At 69.8% G+C, this 18,613-nt stretch carries 16 protein-coding genes; 11 read left to right on the top strand and 5 right to left on the bottom strand.

Translation table 11 applies throughout. The features are described 5' to 3' along the window. Nucleotides 1-34: 34 nt before the first annotated feature. The 4 genes from AB0I32_RS10780 to AB0I32_RS10765 are packed head-to-tail and all read left to right on the top strand — an operon-like array spanning nucleotide 35 to nucleotide 4,017. Nucleotides 35-1,066, top strand: a complete 1,032-nt coding sequence (locus AB0I32_RS10780) for a metalloregulator ArsR/SmtB family transcription factor (protein WP_357505654.1) — start codon at nucleotides 35-37, stop codon at nucleotides 1,064-1,066. A 28-nt stretch (nucleotides 1,067-1,094) separates the two neighbouring features. Then, nucleotides 1,095-1,529 carry an arsenate reductase ArsC gene (locus tag AB0I32_RS10775; protein WP_357505652.1) on the top strand — a complete coding sequence of 145 codons (435 nt, stop codon included), beginning with the start codon at nucleotides 1,095-1,097 and terminating at the stop codon, nucleotides 1,527-1,529. Nucleotides 1,530-1,549: 20 nt separating this feature from the next. Beyond that, the gene (locus tag AB0I32_RS10770) at nucleotides 1,550-2,320 is read left to right on the top strand and encodes an MIP/aquaporin family protein (protein ID WP_357505729.1); all 771 of its coding nucleotides are present in this window, start codon (nucleotides 1,550-1,552) and stop codon (nucleotides 2,318-2,320) included. A 14-nt stretch (nucleotides 2,321-2,334) separates the two neighbouring features. Beyond that, nucleotides 2,335-4,017, top strand: a complete 1,683-nt coding sequence (locus AB0I32_RS10765) for an FAD-dependent oxidoreductase (protein WP_357505727.1) — start codon at nucleotides 2,335-2,337, stop codon at nucleotides 4,015-4,017. A gap of 69 nt (nucleotides 4,018-4,086) precedes the next feature. Here AB0I32_RS10765 and AB0I32_RS10760 read toward each other — a convergent pair whose 3' ends face one another. Further along, nucleotides 4,087-5,559, bottom strand: coding sequence for an FAD-dependent oxidoreductase (locus AB0I32_RS10760; RefSeq protein WP_357505650.1), 1,473 nt, complete (start codon nucleotides 5,557-5,559; stop codon nucleotides 4,087-4,089). An 84-nt stretch (nucleotides 5,560-5,643) separates the two neighbouring features. Between AB0I32_RS10760 and AB0I32_RS10755 the strand changes: the two genes are divergently transcribed. The 6 genes from AB0I32_RS10755 to AB0I32_RS10730 all read left to right on the top strand — a co-directional run bounded on the left by AB0I32_RS10755 (nucleotide 5,644) and on the right by AB0I32_RS10730 (nucleotide 12,230). After that, entirely contained in the window at nucleotides 5,644-6,036 is a 393-nt protein-coding gene (locus tag AB0I32_RS10755) for a metalloregulator ArsR/SmtB family transcription factor (protein ID WP_357505648.1), read from the top strand. Nucleotides 6,037-6,263: 227 nt separating this feature from the next. Further along, on the top strand, nucleotides 6,264-7,817 hold the full coding sequence (locus AB0I32_RS10750; protein WP_357505646.1) for an alpha-L-fucosidase: 1,554 nt from the start codon (nucleotides 6,264-6,266) through the stop codon (nucleotides 7,815-7,817). Between the two features lie 792 nt (nucleotides 7,818-8,609). Next, nucleotides 8,610-9,089: a hypothetical protein gene (locus AB0I32_RS10745; protein ID WP_357505643.1), complete on the top strand. Its 480-nt coding sequence runs from the start codon at nucleotides 8,610-8,612 to the stop codon at nucleotides 9,087-9,089. Nucleotides 9,090-9,214: 125 nt separating this feature from the next. Then, nucleotides 9,215-11,008 (top strand): ice-binding family protein, encoded by a 1,794-nt coding sequence (locus tag AB0I32_RS10740; RefSeq protein WP_357505641.1) that lies wholly within the window; start codon nucleotides 9,215-9,217, stop codon nucleotides 11,006-11,008. Further along, a complete protein-coding gene (locus AB0I32_RS10735) occupies nucleotides 11,005-11,577 on the top strand; it encodes an LPXTG cell wall anchor domain-containing protein (protein WP_357505639.1) in 573 nt (190 codons plus the stop codon). Before AB0I32_RS10740 ends, AB0I32_RS10735 begins: the two co-directional genes overlap by 4 nt. Nucleotides 11,578-11,732: 155 nt before the next feature. Continuing rightward, nucleotides 11,733-12,230 carry a DUF1269 domain-containing protein gene (locus AB0I32_RS10730; protein ID WP_357505637.1) on the top strand — a complete coding sequence of 166 codons (498 nt, stop codon included), beginning with the start codon at nucleotides 11,733-11,735 and terminating at the stop codon, nucleotides 12,228-12,230. 169 nt (nucleotides 12,231-12,399) lie between these two features. On the opposite strand, the gene ychF is transcribed toward AB0I32_RS10730, so the two are convergent. The 4 genes from ychF to AB0I32_RS10710 form a co-directional block, all read right to left on the bottom strand. After that, nucleotides 12,400-13,485 (bottom strand): redox-regulated ATPase YchF, encoded by a 1,086-nt coding sequence (ychF, locus tag AB0I32_RS10725; protein WP_357505635.1) that lies wholly within the window; start codon nucleotides 13,483-13,485, stop codon nucleotides 12,400-12,402. Nucleotides 13,486-13,554: 69 nt separating this feature from the next. Next, the gene (locus tag AB0I32_RS10720) at nucleotides 13,555-14,340 is read right to left on the bottom strand and encodes a DinB family protein (protein ID WP_357505633.1); all 786 of its coding nucleotides are present in this window, start codon (nucleotides 14,338-14,340) and stop codon (nucleotides 13,555-13,557) included. A gap of 61 nt (nucleotides 14,341-14,401) precedes the next feature. After that, a complete protein-coding gene (locus tag AB0I32_RS10715; RefSeq protein ID WP_357505631.1) occupies nucleotides 14,402-16,015 on the bottom strand; it encodes a hypothetical protein in 1,614 nt (537 codons plus the stop codon). Next, nucleotides 15,997-16,827 (bottom strand): ABC transporter ATP-binding protein, encoded by an 831-nt coding sequence (locus AB0I32_RS10710; RefSeq protein WP_116673948.1) that lies wholly within the window; start codon nucleotides 16,825-16,827, stop codon nucleotides 15,997-15,999. Before AB0I32_RS10710 ends, AB0I32_RS10715 begins: the two co-directional genes overlap by 19 nt. 197 nt (nucleotides 16,828-17,024) lie before the next feature. Between AB0I32_RS10710 and rmuC the strand changes: the two genes are divergently transcribed. Further along, the gene (gene rmuC, locus AB0I32_RS10705) at nucleotides 17,025-18,527 is read left to right on the top strand and encodes a DNA recombination protein RmuC (protein WP_357505629.1); all 1,503 of its coding nucleotides are present in this window, start codon (nucleotides 17,025-17,027) and stop codon (nucleotides 18,525-18,527) included. Nucleotides 18,528-18,613 lie beyond the last annotated feature (86 nt).

The following is an 18,613-nucleotide window of genomic DNA, read 5'->3' as shown; positions in this document are numbered from 1 at the left end:
CATAGAGACACATCGATGCACCAGGAGGTCGACGATGACGGCTCTCACCCCGGCGAGCGCCCGCGGGCCGGAGTCCCATGCGATCGGCATGGACGCCGCGACCACTGTGGCCCTGACGCTCAAGGCCCTCGCCGAACCCCTCCGCCTGCGGATGCTGTCGGCGATCGCCTCCAGCCCCGAGGGTGAGGTGACGGTCGGTGAGCTCGCGACTCTCACCGACGTCTCCCAGCCCACGGTGTCCCACCATCTCAAGGTCTTGCGAGACGTCGGCCTCCTCACCGCCGACCGGCGCGGCACCTCCGTCTGGTACCGGATCAAGCCCGCCTATCGCGGCGCGGTGAACACCCTCCTGGACAGGTTCGCGCCGGCGGCCATCGACGTGATGGAGACCCCGCACCTGACCGGCCTGCGCAGCGTGGATCCCGCCCTGGACCGCATGGCCGCATCCCTCGCCGAGCGGTTCCCCGGCACACCGTCCCGCGAGTGCGTCCGGGTGGTCCGCGAGTCGTACGCCGCACTGGTGCGCCGCGGCGGCGAGGCCGCCTACCTGGTCCCGCTCACTGAGCACTTCGCGCGGCAGCGGATCATCGACGCAGAGAAGGCCCACGCGCAGGAGACCGGCTCGGTCGGTACCGCACACCTCCCGCAGGTCCTGTTCGTGTGCGTGGCCAACGCCGGACGCTCACAGCTCGCCGCGGCCCTGATGCGGCACTACGCGGGCGATCGTGTCGTCGTCCGCTCTGCCGGATCGGCGCCCGCCGCAGAGGTGCACGCCGGCGTACGCGCGCTGCTGACTGAGCTGGGCGACGCCACCGCGGCTGACGAGGTGGACGACGTGACCCGCTTCTACCCCAAGCCCCTGACCGACGACGCCGTCCGCGCCGCCGACGTCGTCGTCACCATGGGCTGCGGAGACGTGTGCCCGATCCTGCCAGGCAAGCGGTACGAGGACTGGATGGTCGGCGACCCGGCCCTGGCCTCGCCCGCCGGCGTCGCGGCGATCCGCGACGAGCTCGACCAGCGGGTACGCGCCCTGCTCGCCGACCTGGTACCCGAGACCACCTGACCACAGCCCCCATGAACCGGAGAACCTGATGAGCACCACCGAGCCCACCACCGAGTCCAAGCCCTCTGCCCTGTTCGTCTGCGTGCACAACGCGGGCCGCTCCCAGATGGCCGCCGGGTTCCTGCGGACCCTGTCCGGGGGCGCCGTCGAGGTGCGTTCGGCCGGGTCGATGCCCGCCGAGATGATCAACCCGACCGCGGTGGAGGCCATGCTCGAGAAGGGCATCGACATCCGCGCCGAGAAGCCCAAGGTGCTGACCAACGAGGCCGTGGAGGCCTCCGACGTGGTGATCACCATGGGCTGCGGCGACGCCTGCCCGTTCTACCCCGGCAAGCGCTACGAGGACTGGGAGCTGGAGGACCCGGCCGGTCAGGGCATCGAGTCGGTCCGCCCGATCCGCGACGACATCGAGAAGCGCGTCCGGAAGCTGCTGGCCGAGCTGGGTGTGGAGCCCACCGCGTGACGTCCCCCGAGGTGACCGCTCTGGACGCGCATGCCGCCCCAGGGACACCCGCACGCGCTCCGGCGCTATGGCGTCGCGCGGTCGCCGAGGGACTGGGCACGGGCCTGCTGGTCGCGATCGTGGTCGGGTCCGGGATCGCGGCGCAGAGCCTGTCGCCGGACGACGTCGGGCTGCAGCTCCTGGAGAACAGCCTCGCCACGACGCTGGGGCTGGCCGTGCTGATCGCGGTGCTCGGCCCGGTCAGCGGCGCGCACTTCAACCCAGTGGTGACGCTCGTCGACTGGTTCACCGGCCGGCGCGACGGTTCCGGGGTGCGCGCGGGTGACGGTGCCGTCTACATCGCGGTGCAGGTCGGCGGGGCCATCGGCGGAGCGCTGCTGGCCAACGCCATGTTCGACGTCCCGGCAGGCCTGTCGACCACCGAGCGGGCGACCGGCCCGCACCTCCTGGCCGAGGTCGTCGCGACGGCCGGGCTGGTCCTGGTGATCCTCGGTCTGCTGCGATCCGGGCGAGCCGCCTGGATCCCGGCGTCCGTCGGCGCGTACATCGGCGCGGCCTACTGGTTCACCTCTTCGACGTCGTTCGCCAACCCGGCCGTCACGGTCGGGAGGATCTTCAGCGACACGTTCGCCGGGATCGCGCCCGCATCCGTGCTGCCGTTCGTCGGGGCTCAGGTCGTCGGCGGCGCGCTGGGCATGCTGGTCGCCGCAGCCCTGTACCCACGGACACCAGCACGGCAGATCGGCCCTGACCGGCCGAACGTCACCCATCGACCGGAGGTAACCCCGTGAGCACGTCCTCTCCACTGAAGATCGTCGTCGTCGGCTCGGTAGCGGCAGGCACCTCTGCCGCTGCCAAGGCCCGGCGCAACACCGAGACCGCCCGCATCACCGTGTACGAGCGCGACCACGACATCTCCTACTCCGGGTGCGGGCTGCCGTACTTCGTCGGCGGCGAGGTCGAGACCATCGACGAGCTCACCCCGCGCAACGCCGCCTGGTTCAAGGACCGCTACGACGTCGACGTCCGCACGGGCCACGAGGTCGTCACCGTGGACGCCGCGGCACGGACCGTCACCGTGCGCGACCTCGCCACGGGGAACACGTTCGATGACACCTACGACGAGCTGATCCTGGCCACCGGCGTACGCAGCGTGGTCCCGCCCCTGCCCGGAGTGGACCTGCCTGGAGTGTTCAGGGTCCGCACCCCGTCCGACGCGCGAGCGATCCGAGCGTGGGTGGAGGAGCGTCCGGTGCACCGTGCGGTCGTGATCGGCGCCGGATACATCGGGCTGGAGATGACCGAGCAGCTCACCGAGCGCGGCATCGACGTGACCGTGGTCGAGGCGCTCGAGCACGCCATGCCGCGCATGGATGCGGACATGTCCGCGCGGGTGGACGCCGAGCTCCGCAAGCACGACGTCGACCTGCGCCTGGGTGCACGCGTCGCCGCGATCGAGGGCGGCGAGGCCGGAGTGACCGGCGTGCGCGTCGGCTCGGCGGACGACGGCGACACCGTTCCCGCCGACCTGGTGATCGTCTCGGTGGGCGTACGGCCCAATCTGGAGCTCGCCCAGCACGCCGGAGTGACGATCGGCCAGACGGGTGCGATCGCCGTGGACCGGCAGGGGCGCACCGATGTGGCGCACGTGTGGGCGGTCGGGGACGTGGCCGAGTCGTTCAACCTGATCACCGGCGAGCCGGCCTGGGTGCCGCTGGGGTCGACGGCGAACAAGATGGGCCGCATCACCGGTGACGCGATCACAGGCGGCACGCTGGAGCACCGGGGAATCCTCGGCACGTCGATCGTCCGGGTCTTCGACGTGGCGGTGGCCCAGACCGGGCTGACGGAAGACCAGGCACGCGCAGCCGGGTACGACGTCGAGGTGCTGCACAACATCAAGCCGGACCGGCCCGAGTACCTGGGCGGCGAGTCGCTGCTGATCAAGGCTGTCGCCGACCGGGCCTCCGGACGGCTGCTCGGCGCGCAGGCGATCGGCGCGTCCGGGGCGGACAAGCGCATCGACGTCCTCGCCACAGCCATCACCTACGGGGCCGACGTCGCCGACCTGTTCCACCTGGACCTGGCCTACTCCCCCACCTACTCCACGACCAAGGACCCGGTGCACTACACGGGCATGGCGCTGGACAACGCGATCCGCGGCACGGCACGGCTCATCACGCCGGCGGAGCTGCACCGGCACCGGGCCGACGGCGAGAAGGTCCAGGTCGTCGACGTCCGCTCGGCGAAGGATCGGGACAAGGGCTTCGTGGAGGACTCGCTGCACATCCCGCTGGCCGAGCTGCGCGCCCGGGCCGGTGAGCTGGACCCGGCCGCGCTGACCGTGACGTACTGCAACAAGGGCGTGACCGGGAACGCAGGACAGAACATGCTGCGCAACCTCGGCTTCGAGCAGGTCTTCAACCTCTCGGGCGGCAACAAGAACTTCCAGGCCTGGGCCTCGACCCAGCACCCTTCCGCGAAGTAGAGCGCCCGTCCGAGTCTCCCTGCCGGCACCAGGGAGACTCGGACAGACGCTCTTCGCGGAAGCGTTCCGTCACTCGTCGCCGGAGCGGCCGTGCTCGATCCCGGTCGTGAAGCCGACCTTCACCGGCTCGGGCTCGGCCGTCCCGCATCCGGCGGGTGCGCCCAGTCCGAGCGTGACCGCCTGCGGGCCCGACGGCGCAGCGCAGCATCCGCCGCTGGTCGCACCGGCCAGGGCCTCGGCGGAGACCACGCCGTCCGCGTCGGCGGCGAACGCCAGGTCCGAGGAGCAGACGCCGGTCTGCGGCAGGTTCAGCTCGACGGCGTCGGCCGCGGCCCGGTCCCCGGCGAGGGCCGCGACCACGGACCGCACCTGCTCGTACCCCGTGGCCAGCAGGAACGTGGGCGCCCGGCCGTAGGACTTCATGCCCACCAGGTAGAACCCGTCGTCCGGGTGGTTCAGCTCGGACTCGCCGTGCGCGGGCACGGTGCCGCACGAGTGGTGGTTGGGGTCGATGAGCGGGGCGATCTGACGCGGCGCCTCGACGACGGGGTCCAGGTCGAGCCGGACCTCGCGCAGCATGTTCAGGTCGGGCCGGAAGCCGGTCGCGTTGACGATCGTGTCGACGGCCAGGTCGAGCCCGCCGTCGGTGCCGTCCTTGCGTGCCGTGCCCAGCACACGCACGGTGCCTGAGGCCTCGGGCTCCAGGCGTTCGATCGCGACGCGGGTCAGCAGCTCGACGCGCCCACCCTCGACGGCGTCGCGCAGGCGTGTGCCGAGCAGACCGCGGGCGGGCAGCTCGTCGTCGCTACCGCCGCCGTACAGGCGGCGCGCCGAGCCCCCGCGGATGGCCCAGACGATACGCGTGGTCGGCTCGTCCTTGGCCAGCTCGACCAGGCTGAGCAGGGTGTTCGCGGCGGAGTGACCCATGCCGACCACGAGGGTGGCCCGTCCTGCGAACCGCTCCCGGTCGGACCCCAGCACGTCCGGCAGAGCCCCGCTCAGGTGCTCTGCGGCGCGCTCCTCGCCGATCGCGGGCAGGCCCGAGAGCCCGAGCGGGTTGGGCGTGCCGTAGGTACCCGAGGCGTCGATGACCGCGCCGGCGCGGGTCTCGTGAATCTCTCCCCCCGCGGTGTACCGCACCAGGTACGGCCGACGCTCGCGGCCGAGGGACCGGGACCGGTCCGCTCCGTCCCTGGCGACGTCGGAGACCCGCGCGCCGTAGCGGACGTGGTCGCCCAGGACCGCGGCCAGCGGTGCCAGGTAGTCCTCGACCAGGTCGTTGCCGGTGGGCAGCGCGTCCGGGTTCGGCTCGCTCCAGCCGGTCCCGGCGAGCAGACGGCGGGCGGCGGCGTCGATGTCGTACTGCCACGGAGAGAACAGTCGGACGTGGCCCCAGGAGGCGACGGCGGCGGCCGGGCCGTTCCCGGCTTCCAGCACCAGGGGCTCGAGGCCGCGTTCGAGCAGGTGCGCCGCGGCGGCAAGGCCGACCGGCCCGGCGCCGATGACGACGACGGGCAGGTTCTCGCGGGACGTCTCGGTCATGACCGACTCCTCAGATCGAAGGTCTTCGATGGATTAACGAGAGCAACGTATCCACATTCTTCAATGCGTGGCAAGATGGAGTCCATGACCACGACCCTCGCCCTGGCCGACCCGCCGCGCACCGTCCCGGTGTCAGCGTCCGGTGCCTGCTGTGCGCCGCTGGTCCGCGAGGCGGCCGATCCGCAGACCGCCGTCGAGATCGCTCATGTGTTCAAGGCACTGAGCGACCCCACCCGCGTGCGGCTGCTCTCGATCGTCGCCGCGCACGAGGGCGGCGAGGCGTGCGTGTGCGACCTCACCGAACCGGTCGGGCTGTCCCAGCCCACGGTGAGCCACCACCTCAAGCTGCTCGTCGAGGCCGGCCTGCTCACCCGTGAGCAGCGCGGGAAGTGGGGCTACTACTCGGTGGTGCCGGGTGCGTTGAACCGGCTCGGGGTACTGCTCACGGAGGCGACGGTCACCACGCCGGAGCACTGAGCGGGGTCCGTGGGTGTTGACGGACTAAAGATCAGATGATTACGCTCGGATGCGGGCCAGAATCGGTCCGCTGCTGAGGTTGGGGACATATTTGTCTGATCAGACCGCGCCTTGGTCGCCGACCCCCTGCACGTCTCCGACGCAAGCGCACCCATCTGAGGGCTCCGACCGGTCCGACCGCCGTCCGTCTCGAATCGTCCGATCCCACCCCTTGGGGAGTGCAACCCGTGCCACTCGATCTCGACGCCCTGCCCGACCCGGTCGATGTCTCCGACAACCGTGATGAGCTGCGTCGCGTGGATGAGGTCGTCGCACGCGGGCCCTATTCCGCCGACTGGGAATCGCTCCAGGGCTATCAGCCGCCTCGCTGGTACGAGGACGCCAAGTTCGGGATCTTCCTCCACTGGGGCGTCTACTCGGTACCGGCCTACGGCTCCGAGTGGTATCCGCGCACTGCGTACACGGAGGGGTCCCGCGAGTTCGAGCACCACGTCTCGACGTACGGACCGCACCGCGACTTCGGGTACAAGGACTTCATCCCCGACTTCCACATGTCCGGCTTCGACCCGGACGCCTGGGCCGAGCTCTTCCGCGTCGCGGGCGCTCAGTTCGTCGTGCCGGTAGCAGAACATCACGACGGCTTCGCGATGTACGACAGCGCACGCAGCCGGTGGACGGCGGCCCGCATGGGACCGCAGCGCGACGTGTACGGCGATCTCGCCGCCGCGACCCAGCGCGCGGGCATGGTCGTCGGCGCCTCGTCGCACCGCGCCGAGCACTGGTTCTTCCTCAACCCGGGCACTCGGTTCGACTCCGACGTGCTGGACCCGCGGGTCCACGACTTCTACGGGCCGGCTCAGCGCGAGGAGACCGCGCCGAACGAGGCGTTCCTGCAGGACTGGCTGCTGCGCACGGTCGAGATCATCGACCGCTACCGGCCGCAGGTGCTGTGGTTCGACTGGTGGATCGAGCAGCCGGCCTTCGAGCCGTATCTGCGCCGTCTCGCGGCGTACTACTACAACCGCGCCGCCGAATGGGGTGTCGAGGTCGTGATCCAGTACAAGTGGGAGGCGTTCGCGCCGGGCAGCGCGGTGCGCGACATCGAGCGCGGGGCGAAGCCGCGGATCCAGCCCGAGGTCTGGCAGAACGACACGTCGGTCTCACGCAACTCGTGGAGCTGGCATCCCAACCAGGACTACAAGGACCTGCCCGAGGTGGTCGCCGAGCTCGCCGACGTCGTCTCCAAGAACGGTGCGCTGCTGCTGAACTTCTGCCCGAAGGCCGACGGCACGTTCGACGAGCGTGAGGTCGAGCTCGCCCGAGGCCTCGGCCGCTGGCTCGGCGCCTACGGCCAGGCCATCTACGGCACACGGCCCTGGATCGTCGCAGAGGAGGGCCCGACGCGCGTCGCGGAGGGCTCGTTCGTCGACGGGACACCGATCGCCTACACCGAGCACGACATCCGCTTCACCCGCCGCGTCGACCACATGGGCGAGCAGGTCTACGCGATCCTGCTGCGCCGACCCGAGTCAGGGGTTGCACGCGTGCGATCGTGGGGCACCGACCTGGGGCTGCTGACCGATGCGATTGCTGGAGTCGAGGTGCTCGGCCACCCCGAACCTCCCCGCTGGCGGCGCACGGCCGACGCGCTCGAGGTCGAGATCGGCCCTGCCCACGCCGACCTGCCCGGCGTCGCCGTGCGCATCCAGCTGGCGCCTCGCGCGGTGCAGCGACGTCACGACTACATCCATGAGGGAACGATGGCGCCGACGCCGGCGTGACCGGTATCTGTCCACGTCCCGCTGACAGTCGGCCTGAGCGCCCTGCTGAACCAGAGATCCAGTGATCGATGTGCCCGGGCCGACACCGACGTTGTCGGAGAGGACCGAAGGTGCCGTGTTGGTGACGGCCTGCCCGCCAAGCACCGAGTAGGTGCCGACGGTACCGAGGTCGGCCGCGGTACCGATAGCCCAGGCCTGCTGCGGCGCGACCTCGAGGGCGAAGGAGCTCCCAGAGCGAGTGCCGCATTCATGGCAGTGCGGCGGAGCGAGAGTCGCCACACGGGACTGCCGACATGTTTCACTTTATGAATTCTCATCGAGCGCCTCTCCGATCCCCCGGCCTGCGTGCATGCAATCGCACATTGTTGATGCGTCGGACACTGCGCACAGGTTTGCGATTGTGCGCCCCCAACGGGCATTCATCGAAAGTCATTAAATGCGTCCGGGTGATTTCAACAGTTCTGCGCATTACGTCAGAGCACGACAGGGATCAGCCCCAGACGTCCTCGCGTCCGCCACCCGAGTCGGCGTCGAGTTGGTCATCGTCAGCGCGCTGACCTGCACGTAGGCCACTCGGCATCTGTTCACCATCAGAAATCAGACGCCTCGCGCAATCACCAGGACCGGCGTAGATTCTCAGACATTTCCGCCCATTCTGCATCAGCCTTTTAAGAGCGGGTGAAGTATCGGCTGATACGTTTCTTTCGTAGCTCCCGCTCTGGGGGCGGGAGCTACATCACATCGTCCCGAGGCCCTCAGCCAAAGGGCTGGAAAACTCAGAAGGAGCCCGTCATGGAGCATGTCCAGAACCGTGGAAAGAAACGCGCTGCCGTCATTCTCGCGGCAGTGCTCACTCTCACCGGGGCCGGTATCGCCTTCGCGTACTGGACCTCGACCGGTACCGGCACCGGCACCGCCACGACCGGTGAGAGCGTCGCGTTCGAGATCACGAGCGAACCTGGTGTGGGCGAGCTCGCTCCGGGCAGCGCCGGACAGACCGTCGACTTCACCGTGACCAATCCGGGTGAGGGGATCCTGAACCTGACCGCGGTCACCGTCGAGATCGCGGACGAGGACGGGGAGGCCTGGGTGCCGCCCGCCGGCTGCCTGGCCGCCGACTACACGGCCGAAGTGACCACCGCGCCGCCCGCAGGTGACATCGCCCCCGGCGGCTCCGTGGACGGCACGGTCACGGTGACGCTGGAGAACACCACCGAGAACCAGGACGCCTGCCAGGGCGCAGAGGTCCCACTGCTCCTGACCGCTTCCTGACCCATGACCGAGGTCCGGCGGGTACGCGCTTCATCCCCCTGCACGCCCGCCGGGCCTCACCCTCCTGACGCGGCGCAGATCGTTCACTGCTGCCGCGCACGACCAACAGGACGTTGCCATCGACCATGAGCACACTCACCGGCCAGCACCACCACAACCACGGCACGACACGCGCGCACGTCCCGACGACGGTCCTGCTGGTCCTGCTCGCCTCGGTCGGGACCCCGGTGAGCGGGACCGCGCCTGCATCGGCCTACTGGAGCTCCTCGGGTTCGGCGGCGGCCACGTCGGCGACCTCGACGCTCTCGGCACCGGTCGATGTGACCGTCCCGGAGACGGCACCCGCGGAGATCCCTGTCAGCTGGACCGCAGGCTCCGGCGGTGTGCAGCCGGCCGGCTACTACGTCACCCGGAACAATGGCGATACGACCACCCCTGCCTGCGCGAGCAGCCCCACGTCACTGATCGACGGGGACAGCTGCACCGATGCGGACGTTCCGCTCGGCGACCACACATACGTCGTGACCGCCGTCTACGCGTCATGGACGGCGTCCAGCGCGCCCAGCTCGACGGTCACGGTCACGGCCCCCGAGGTGCTGGGCGCCGCGCACAGCTACTCCGCGCCCGCAGCCACCGCTGCCCTCCCGCCCACACTCGGTATCGACGGCGGGCCCGCCGCGACCACCAAGGACACGACGCCCACGATCAGCGGCGTGAGCAACGCACCGGCCTCGAGCCCGGTCAGCGTCGTCGTCGACGGGCAGAGCCTGTCCACGACCGTGACCGCGGGCGGCACCTGGACGGTCAGCGCGACGGAGCTCACCGCGGGTCGGCACGAGGTGGCCGCCAGGGTGCGCGACGCCGACGGGAACGGCGTCGCCGCCACCCAGGACCTCACCGTGGAGGTGAACCCGCCGCCGGTCGACCTCGGGTCCGCCGCCTCGTACTCCGTTCTCGCGGCCACCGGCGTCGTCAGCACCGGAGCCACGACGATGAGCGGCGACCTCGGCGTCAGCCCCGAGACCTCGGTCACCGGCTTATCGCCGGGCACCTACGACGGCAGCCTCCACGCTGGGGCCGCCGCCGCGAGCGCACAGGAGGACCTGCTCACGGCACTGGGGGAGGTGTCCTCGCGAGCGCCGCACACCGAGATCGCCGGTGACCTCGGCGGGCAGACCTTCCATGCTGGAGTGCACCACATGAGCGCCGCACTGGCGCTCACCGGAACCGTCACGCTCGACGCCGAGGACGACCCCGACTCGGTGTTCGTCTTCCTGATCGACGCGGCCTTCGACACCGCCGCCGCCAGCAACGTCTTGCTCGTCAACGGGGCCCAGCCCGCCAACGTCTTCTGGGTCGCCGCCGGGGCCATCGGGACCGGCGCGAACTCGTCGATGTCGGGCGCCCTTCTCTCACGTGGGGCGATCACGCTCGGTGCGGGGACGGCGTTGACCGGGCAAGCGCTCTCGCGGGACACGGTGACCATGGCCGACAGCACACTCACCAGCGTCGCCCCGGCTCCGGTGGTTCGCCGGGCCCCGTCCGAGGAAGCCCGGGACGAGCCTGCCGATCAGCCGGAGCCGAGCTCGTCCGCGCTCCCCGAGGCGCCCGATGTCCCCGTGCCGGCTGAACCGTCGGGTGCGTCGGGTGCCTCAGAGGCACCCGACGGGGTGGTGCCAGAGGAGACGGTGGTGCCGGAGGAGACGGTGGAACCGGAGGAGACGGCGGAACCGGAAGAGACGGCGCCCCCGGACGAACCGGTAGAGGAGTCCGTGCCGCCTGCCGGGCAGGACGAGGAGTCCGCGCTGTCCGACCAGCAGGAGGAGGACTCGCACGAAGAGTCGAGCGAACAGGACGAGGCCGCCGCACGCGACCCGGCCGACAGCAAGACCTATGACGAGGCGACGGTGACACCATGAACTGCGACCCCCTGCCGAGGACCGGCCCTGACGATCTGGTTCTGCTGTTGATCGTCGCGCTTGCCTGCGTCGTCGTCGGAGCCGTGCTCGTGGGCCTGGCGCGCAGGCGGCGCGGGGCACCGGTCACGCTGGCCACCGTTGTCCTCGTCGGCGTGGCGCTCCTGGTCGGCCCCGGAGCCGCCCCACCTGCTCAGGCCGTGTACTGCGTCAACTCGCTCACCGTCACCCAGACCTCCACCATGGCGGGCCTCGCGCCTGGCGTCGCGCCCGTGCCCATCACGGGGCGCGTCGTGAACAACGGGCCCGACAGCACGTACATCGACGTGGTCACCGTCGAGATCACCTCGGTCACCAGCGCGCAGGGTGCGCCCGCCGCGGGCTGTGACGCTTCGGACTACCTGCTTCTGGAGGCCACGATGGCTGTCGGCAAGACCCTCAGGCCCGGTGGCGGCGCGGCACCGTTCAGCGGAGCGTCGATCGGCTTCGCGAACAAGGCCATCAACCAGGACGCCTGCCAGCACGCAACCATCCACCTCCGCTACACCGCCAACCCGGTGTCACGGCAGTAATGAGGACGGTCCTTCGTCGCCACCGGAGAAACTCCGTCCTGCGAGGATTCGGGTGGCGAAAGCGGCCTTGGTCACTGGTAACGCGTGAACTGGAAGGGCTACCAAAGCCGCGGAGCAGGGGTAAGGAGACTGCACGCAAACCCGAGGAGCCGCACATGCCACAGAGAACATTGAGCGTCTGGAAGTTCAGCGATCCGGAAGGCGCCGACACAGCGCTGAAAATGGTCCGGCAGCTCGCGCGCATCAATCTCATCAATATGTATGACGCGGCGACGGTCTACTGGGAACAGGACGAGAAGAAGCCCAGGACTCAACAGCTGTCTTCGCTGACCGGATCGGGAGCACTCGGGGGTTCCTTCTGGGGAATGCTCTTCGGCATGGTCTTCTTCACCCCGTTGGTCGGCGCGGCCATCGGCGCCACAACGGGCGCATCGAGCGGCGCACTGACACCCGTCGGGATCGGGGACGCCTTCATCAACCGCGTCCGGGACGGCGTCACACCGGGTACCTCAGCGCTGTTCATCCTGTCGTCGGACGCGGTGGTGGACCGGATCCGTGACATCTTCGCCGGGCACGAGGCGCCTGAACTGATCTATACCAACCTCAGCGCCGAACGGGAGGCCACACTCCGTGACATATTCGGCAAGAACTGACCTCCTGCTCTGCGACCACCGGGCGCACGCATCGGAAGCCGACGTGCAAACGCCGTGTCGTTAATACCGCCGGCAGTGGAATCAACCACCGCAGCACACGACGAGAAGCGTTGCCGCAGGTAACCGGCATCCGGCCTGGTCGGAGGACCAGACCGAAGCCTGGTGATGTTCAGACGTTGAAGCGGAACTCCACCACGTCACCGTCCTGCATGACGTAGTCCTTGCCCTCGATACGGGCCTTGCCCGCAGCCTTCACCGCAGCGGACGAGCCGGCCTCGACCAGGTCCTCGAACGAGGTGACCTCGGCCTTGATGAAGCCGCGCTCGAAGTCGGTGTGGATCACACCGGCAGCCTGGGGGGCGGTCCAGCCCTTGTGGATGGTCCAGGCGCGCGCTTCCTTCGGACCCGCCGTGAGGTAGGTCTGCAGGCCGAGCGTCTCGAAACCGACCTTCGCGAGCTGGTCCAGGCCGGACTCCGGCTGGCCGGACTCGGCGAGCATCTCGGCGGCCTCCTCGGGCTCGAGCTCCACGAGCTCGGACTCGAACTTCGCGTCCAGGAAGATCGCCTGGGCCGGTGCGACGACCTTGCGCAGGGCCTCCTGGGACGCGGTGTCCGCCAGGCCGGCGTCGTCGGTGTTGAAGACGTAGATGAACGGCTTGGCCGTCATCAGCTGGAGGCTCGCGATCTCGGCCAGGTCCAGACCGGCGTCGGCGGCACCCTGGTACAGGGTCACGCCCTGGTTCAGGATCTCCTCCGCCTTCTTCGCGGCGGCGTACAGGACGGGGTCGCCACGCTTGATCTTGACCTCCTTCTCCATCCTCGGGAGGGCCTTCTCGAGGGTCTGGAGGTCGGCGAGGATCAGCTCGGTGGAGATGGTCTCGATGTCGCCGGGGGCGTCCATCGAACCGTCCACGCGCACCACGTCCGGGTCGTCGAAAGCGCGGGTGACCTGGCAGATCGCGTCGGCCTCGCGGATGTTGGCGAGGAACTTGTTGCCCAGGCCCTCACCCTCGGACGCGCCCTTGACGATGCCCGCGATGTCCACGAAGGACACCGTGGCCGGCAGGATCTTCTGGCTCCCGAAGATCTCAGCGAGCTTGTTGAGCCGCTCGTCGGGCAGCGAGACCACGCCGACGTTGGGCTCGATCGTCGCGAACGGGTAGTTCGCGGCGAGCACCTGGTTGCGGGTCAGAGCGTTGAAGAGGGTGGACTTGCCGACGTTGGGCAGGCCGACGATGCCGATAGTAAGAGCCACGTCGCGAAATTCTACGTGCCGAGCGCCAATCACCGACAGCCGCGTCGTTGCGGGCCGTGGTTGGCCCGTCTACCGGGCCTCGCGTCGGCGCTCCAGCTCGTCGAGATCGCGTGCCACGAACCGGTGGTGTTCCCAGGCTTCGTTGGCGATCACCCCGAGACAGCGCCACACGGGGAGGCTGCGCGTCTCGGGTTCCCACGGTGGCAGCCGGCGAGCCGGTGCCTCGAAGTCCTCCTGCGTCAGGGAGTCGTACTGCGCGCGCACCTGGGCCATCCGATCGGCGTAGGCGGCCTGGACCTCCTGGAACGACGGCGTGGCCGTGATGTCGACGCCGAGCGCACCCACCTCGTCGTCGTACTCGGTGAACGGGAGGCCTATCGGGCTGAACGCGCCGTCGAGGCCCTGGATCCCGTGGCGCACCCAGCCGTCGACGGCGAACACCAGGTGTCGAAGCGTCTGGGCGAGCGACCACTCCCCGTCGACCTGCTGGTCCACCACCCCTGCGGGCATGGCCGCCACCCGGTCGAGCGTGGCCGACCAGGTTCGCATCGCTGCCTCGAACGACTCACGCTGCTCCGCGATAACCTGTGACCGAGCCAGCTCGCGCCCGGGATGCCGGCGGTTCAGCTCGGCCTCGATCAGCGGCAGCACCTCGACGCCGTTGATCTTCAGGTCGCGGATCTGCCCGTCGATGTCCGCGCCGGTCAGATCGACTCCGCGCATCACGACGCGGGGCAGGTACGACTGGTCGAACGCCGCACCCTCCAGGTCACTGAAACGGAACCGGGCGTCGTTCAGGTTCGCCGCGACGAACTCGGCGTGCCGCAGGTCGTCGTCTGCTGTGAATCGCCTCATCGCCCCAGGCTAGGCCGGGTCACTGACACGACAGCTGACCTGGGGCGACACCACTTCGAGGTCAGGGGAACGACTGCACCTGCTGGAGCAGCTCTGGCAGGCGCCTGTCGTACACACGAGCGCCGAACCGCACGGCCAGCACCAGGATCAGGGCGCCGTACAGGATCCCCACGACGATCGAGGCGAGGCCCCACAGCACACCACCCAGCACGAGGGCCGCTATGCCCACCGCGAAGACCGGCAGGGCCAGCGCTGCGGTGACGGCGAACCCGATGCCCTGCGACACGACCGTCGCCATCGCCGCGCCCTGCGGCGACTTCAGGGGGCTCTCGCCCGGCTTCGCGACCGGGTAGACGAGGCGCGCCGACACCGCGCAGGACACGGCGGTACTGACCAGCAGGGCACCGAACGCCAGCCCCAGCAGGGGCAGGGTCAGGTGCCAGGAGTCGGCGACCCAGACCGAGGCCACCACCGTGGCCGCGGCGACCAGAGGGCCGGCGATCAGCATCGGGATCGCGCGGCCCCACCGGTCGGCACGGCCGTCGACGCCCGACGAGACGTGCAGGGCGAACGCCGTGTTGTCGTAGCCGATGTCGTTGGAGATGCTGAAGCCGAGCATCCAGCCCACGAACGGCCCGGTCGCCAGGAGCAGGAAGAAGCTGCCGGTGCTCTGCGACGTGAAGTACATGATGACCGGCAGCAGCGGGATGACGGCGATGGACCCCGAGTAGCGCGGGTCCCGCAGCCAGTAGGTGGCGGTCCGGGCGGTGACCGCCCAGGTGGGCGAGAACGGCACGCGGCCGAACATCCCGAGGCCCTTGGCCTTGCCACCGCTGCCGTCGCCGACGGGCGGGCGCACCAGAGCACGGCCGAGGGCCCGGTCCCAGACCAGCCACGCCAGCCCGACGGTGCCGAGCGCGACCGCGAGGCGGCCCGCCAGGCCTGCCCAGTCGCCGTCGTACGCGGTGCTGCCGAGCGACCACGCCGCACCGAACGGTGTCCAGCCGACGACGGCGGCCGCCTGCTCGAACAACGGGAGGAGCTGCACCCCAGTACTGATGTCGGAGCCTGGCTCGACCGAGACCTCGACGCCGTTGGCGAGCCAGCCGACGAGCGGGCCGATCGTCATGAAGAGCACCAGCGCGACGATCGTCACGACCTCGCGGTAGCGGCGCGACTCCAGGACGGGCGCGAGCAGCGTGGTGATCGCCCGGGATCCGAGGACACATGCGGCGACGCCGAGCACCGCGCCGACGATCGAGACGAGCAGCACTCCCGGCTGCAGGAGCCATGCGAAGGAGACGCCCAGCGCGAGCAGCACCGTCGCGATACCGGGTACCGAGACCAGGCCCGCCACCGCCAGCCCCGCGAGAAGGGTGCGCCGGGGAATCGCGAACGTCGTGAACCGGTGCGGGTCCAGCGTGGCGTCCACACCGAAGGCGAAGATCGGGATGACCCACCAGCCCAAGACGGCCAGCGCCCCGCCGAGGGTGATCGCGAGGCCGGCCCAGGCCGGGTCGCCGAAGAACGCGAGACCCACTACCGCGGCGATCAGGAAGCCGACGACGCCGAGCGCGTAGAGCGCCGCGGCGATCATGCCGATGGTCTGCCAGACGCTCCTGCGGAACGTGTTGCCCATCAGCGTGAGCTTGAGGGTCAGGAACCGCGCAACCATGAGAGCCCCTCCGAGTGCTGGCGGCCGCCGACGAGGTCCACGAACCGGTCTTCCAGGCTCTGCTCGCCGCGCACCTCGTCCACCGTGCCCGCCGCGAGGACGTGCCCCGCCGCCATGACCGCCACGTGGTCACACATGCGCTGCACCAGGTCCATGACGTGGCTGGAGACGATGACGGTGCCGCCCCCCGCCACGTAGCTCTTGAGGATGTCGCGGATGTTCGCGGCGCTCACCGGGTCGACGGCCTCGAACGGCTCGTCCAGTACCAGGGTGCGTGGCGCATGGATCATGGCGCTGCCCAGCGCGATCTTCTTGGTCATGCCGGCGGAGTAGTCGACGACGAACGTGTCCGCGTCAGCGACCAGGTCGAACGCCTTCAAGAGGTCGTTCGTCCGGTCCACCACGGTGTCCTTGTCCATACCGCGCAGCATCCCGGCGTACGTGAGCAGCTGGCGGCCGGTCAGCCGGTCGAACAGGCGCACGCCGTCGGGCAGCACGCCAAGGGTTGCCTTGGCCTCGTCGGGCCGCGCCCACAGGTCCACACCGTGCACCCAGGCACTGCCGAAATCAGGCCGCAGCAGGCCGGTGGCCATCGAGAGCATGGTCGTCTTGCCCGCCCCGTTCGGGCCGACCAGACCGTAGAACGAGCCCGCCGGCACGTCCAGGTCGACGCCGGAGACCGCGATCTTCTGCCCGAACCGCTTCCAGAGCCCGCGCACGCTGAGCGCCGCCGACGGGTCGTGCGGGGGCGGCTCCTGGGCACCTGGGGTCCCGGGGCTGCCTGGAGGGCTCGGGTCGACTGGGGTCGTCATGGCACCCAACGTAGTCGCGCCGTCCGACACGACGGATCCGACGCGAGGATGAGTGCCGGGTGAAGGAGATCCGTCGCCGGGCGGAGAACCGCCCGTCCGGCCATACCGAACGCATACCGGGACGCATATCCGACGATTTCGACCATGCGGGGTGTCACCGTCCCGGAGTGTCAGTGGCACGTGGCAGCCTGTCGCCCATGGACATCGTCGCAACGATTCTGCTGGCCCTCGGCGCTCTCGTCGTCGGCGTGCTGCTGGGGTGGCTCGGCCACGCGCAGCGCGTTGCGCCCGCGCAACGCGACGCGGACCTGGAGGTCGCACGCCTGCGCGCCCAGGCCGAGTCGGCCGAGCAGCGGATCGCCGCCGCACAGCACCGCGCGGACGAGCAGATCGACGCGGCACGGGAGCGCGCCGCCGAGCAGATCGCCGCCGCCCGCTCCGAGCAGGAGCACGCCCGCCGCCAGTTCCAGGCGCTCGCGGGCGACGCGCTGGACGCCAACAGCAAGCGTTTCCTGGAGCTCGCGGAGGAGCGGCTGAAGCGGTCCACGTCGGACGGCGAGCAGGCGCTCGCCAAGCGCGAGGAGGCCGTGAAGTCTCTGGTGGACCCGCTGACGAAGGCCGTGGAGCTGGTACGCAGCGAGGTGCTCCAGGCCGAGAAGGCCCGTATCGAGGGCCAGGGCGCGCTGGTCGAGCAGATGCGCAACGTCGCCGAGGTCTCGACCGACCTGCGCAACGGCACGGCGGACCTGGTCACGGCGCTGCGTTCGTCGCAGACGCGCGGCGCGTGGGGCGAGCTGCAGCTGCGCAAGGTCGTCGAGTCCGCCGGCATGATCAACCGGGTCGACTTCACCGAGCAGGCGCAGGTCACCACGGAGGACGGCGAGGTGCAGCGCCCCGACATGGTCATCAACCTCGCCGGCGGCAAGCGCGTTGTCGTGGACTCCAAGGTCGCCTTCCTGGGCTTCCTGGAGGCCCAGCAGTCCGAGGACGCCGCGTACCGCGAGCAGCGCCTCGACGCGCACGTGCGCCACATGCGCAAGCACGTGGACGACCTGGCAGGCAAGAAGTACTGGAACCAGTTCGAGCCCGCACCCGAGTTCGTCGTGATGTTCGTGCCCGCCGAGGCGTTCCTGTCTGCGGCCCTGGAGCGCGCGCCGGAACTGCTGGAGTACGCGGTGCAGAAGAACGTCATCATCGCGACGCCCACCACGATGCTCGCCCTGCTGCGCACCGTCGCGTACGCGTGGCGCCAGGAGTCGCTGGCAGAGAACGCGCAGAAGGTGCTCACCGTCGGCAAGGAGCTGTACGCACGGCTGGTCACCATGACGCAGCACGTCACGAAGATGGGACGCTCCCTGGAGTCGGCCACCAAGGACTACAACAGGCTTATCGGGTCGCTGGAGCGCAACGTGCTCACGTCGGCCCGCCGCATGGTGGAGCTCGACGTGATCGACGAGAAGGACCGCATCGCGGAGCCGAGGGGCATCGAGGAGGTCCCGCGTCCCATCACCAAGGCAGAGCTGCTGGCGGCGGACGACGGCGATGTCGTCGCGATCGACCGCGCACAGGACACCGAGAGCATCCTGGTGCAGGCGTTGGAGGTCACCGAGCTCGCGACCACCGACAAGCGCGCACTCGAGGCGGTGGAGAAGAAGTCGTCCGACGACGAGGGCACCGCCGCCGTCGGACAGGCGGGCTGAAAGAACCCGGCCGTCGAGAACGGGGTTGTGTTCGCCGCAGGCCTCCTGCGGAACACAACCCCGTTCTCATCTGACGGTGGGACGCC

The sequence above is a fragment of the Promicromonospora sp. NPDC050249 genome (genome assembly GCF_040656015.1).
In the GTDB taxonomy this organism is placed as follows: domain Bacteria; phylum Actinomycetota; class Actinomycetes; order Actinomycetales; family Cellulomonadaceae; genus Promicromonospora.
The sequence above is the reverse complement of the archived record's forward strand: the minus strand, read 5'-3'. Positions and strand labels throughout refer to the sequence as shown.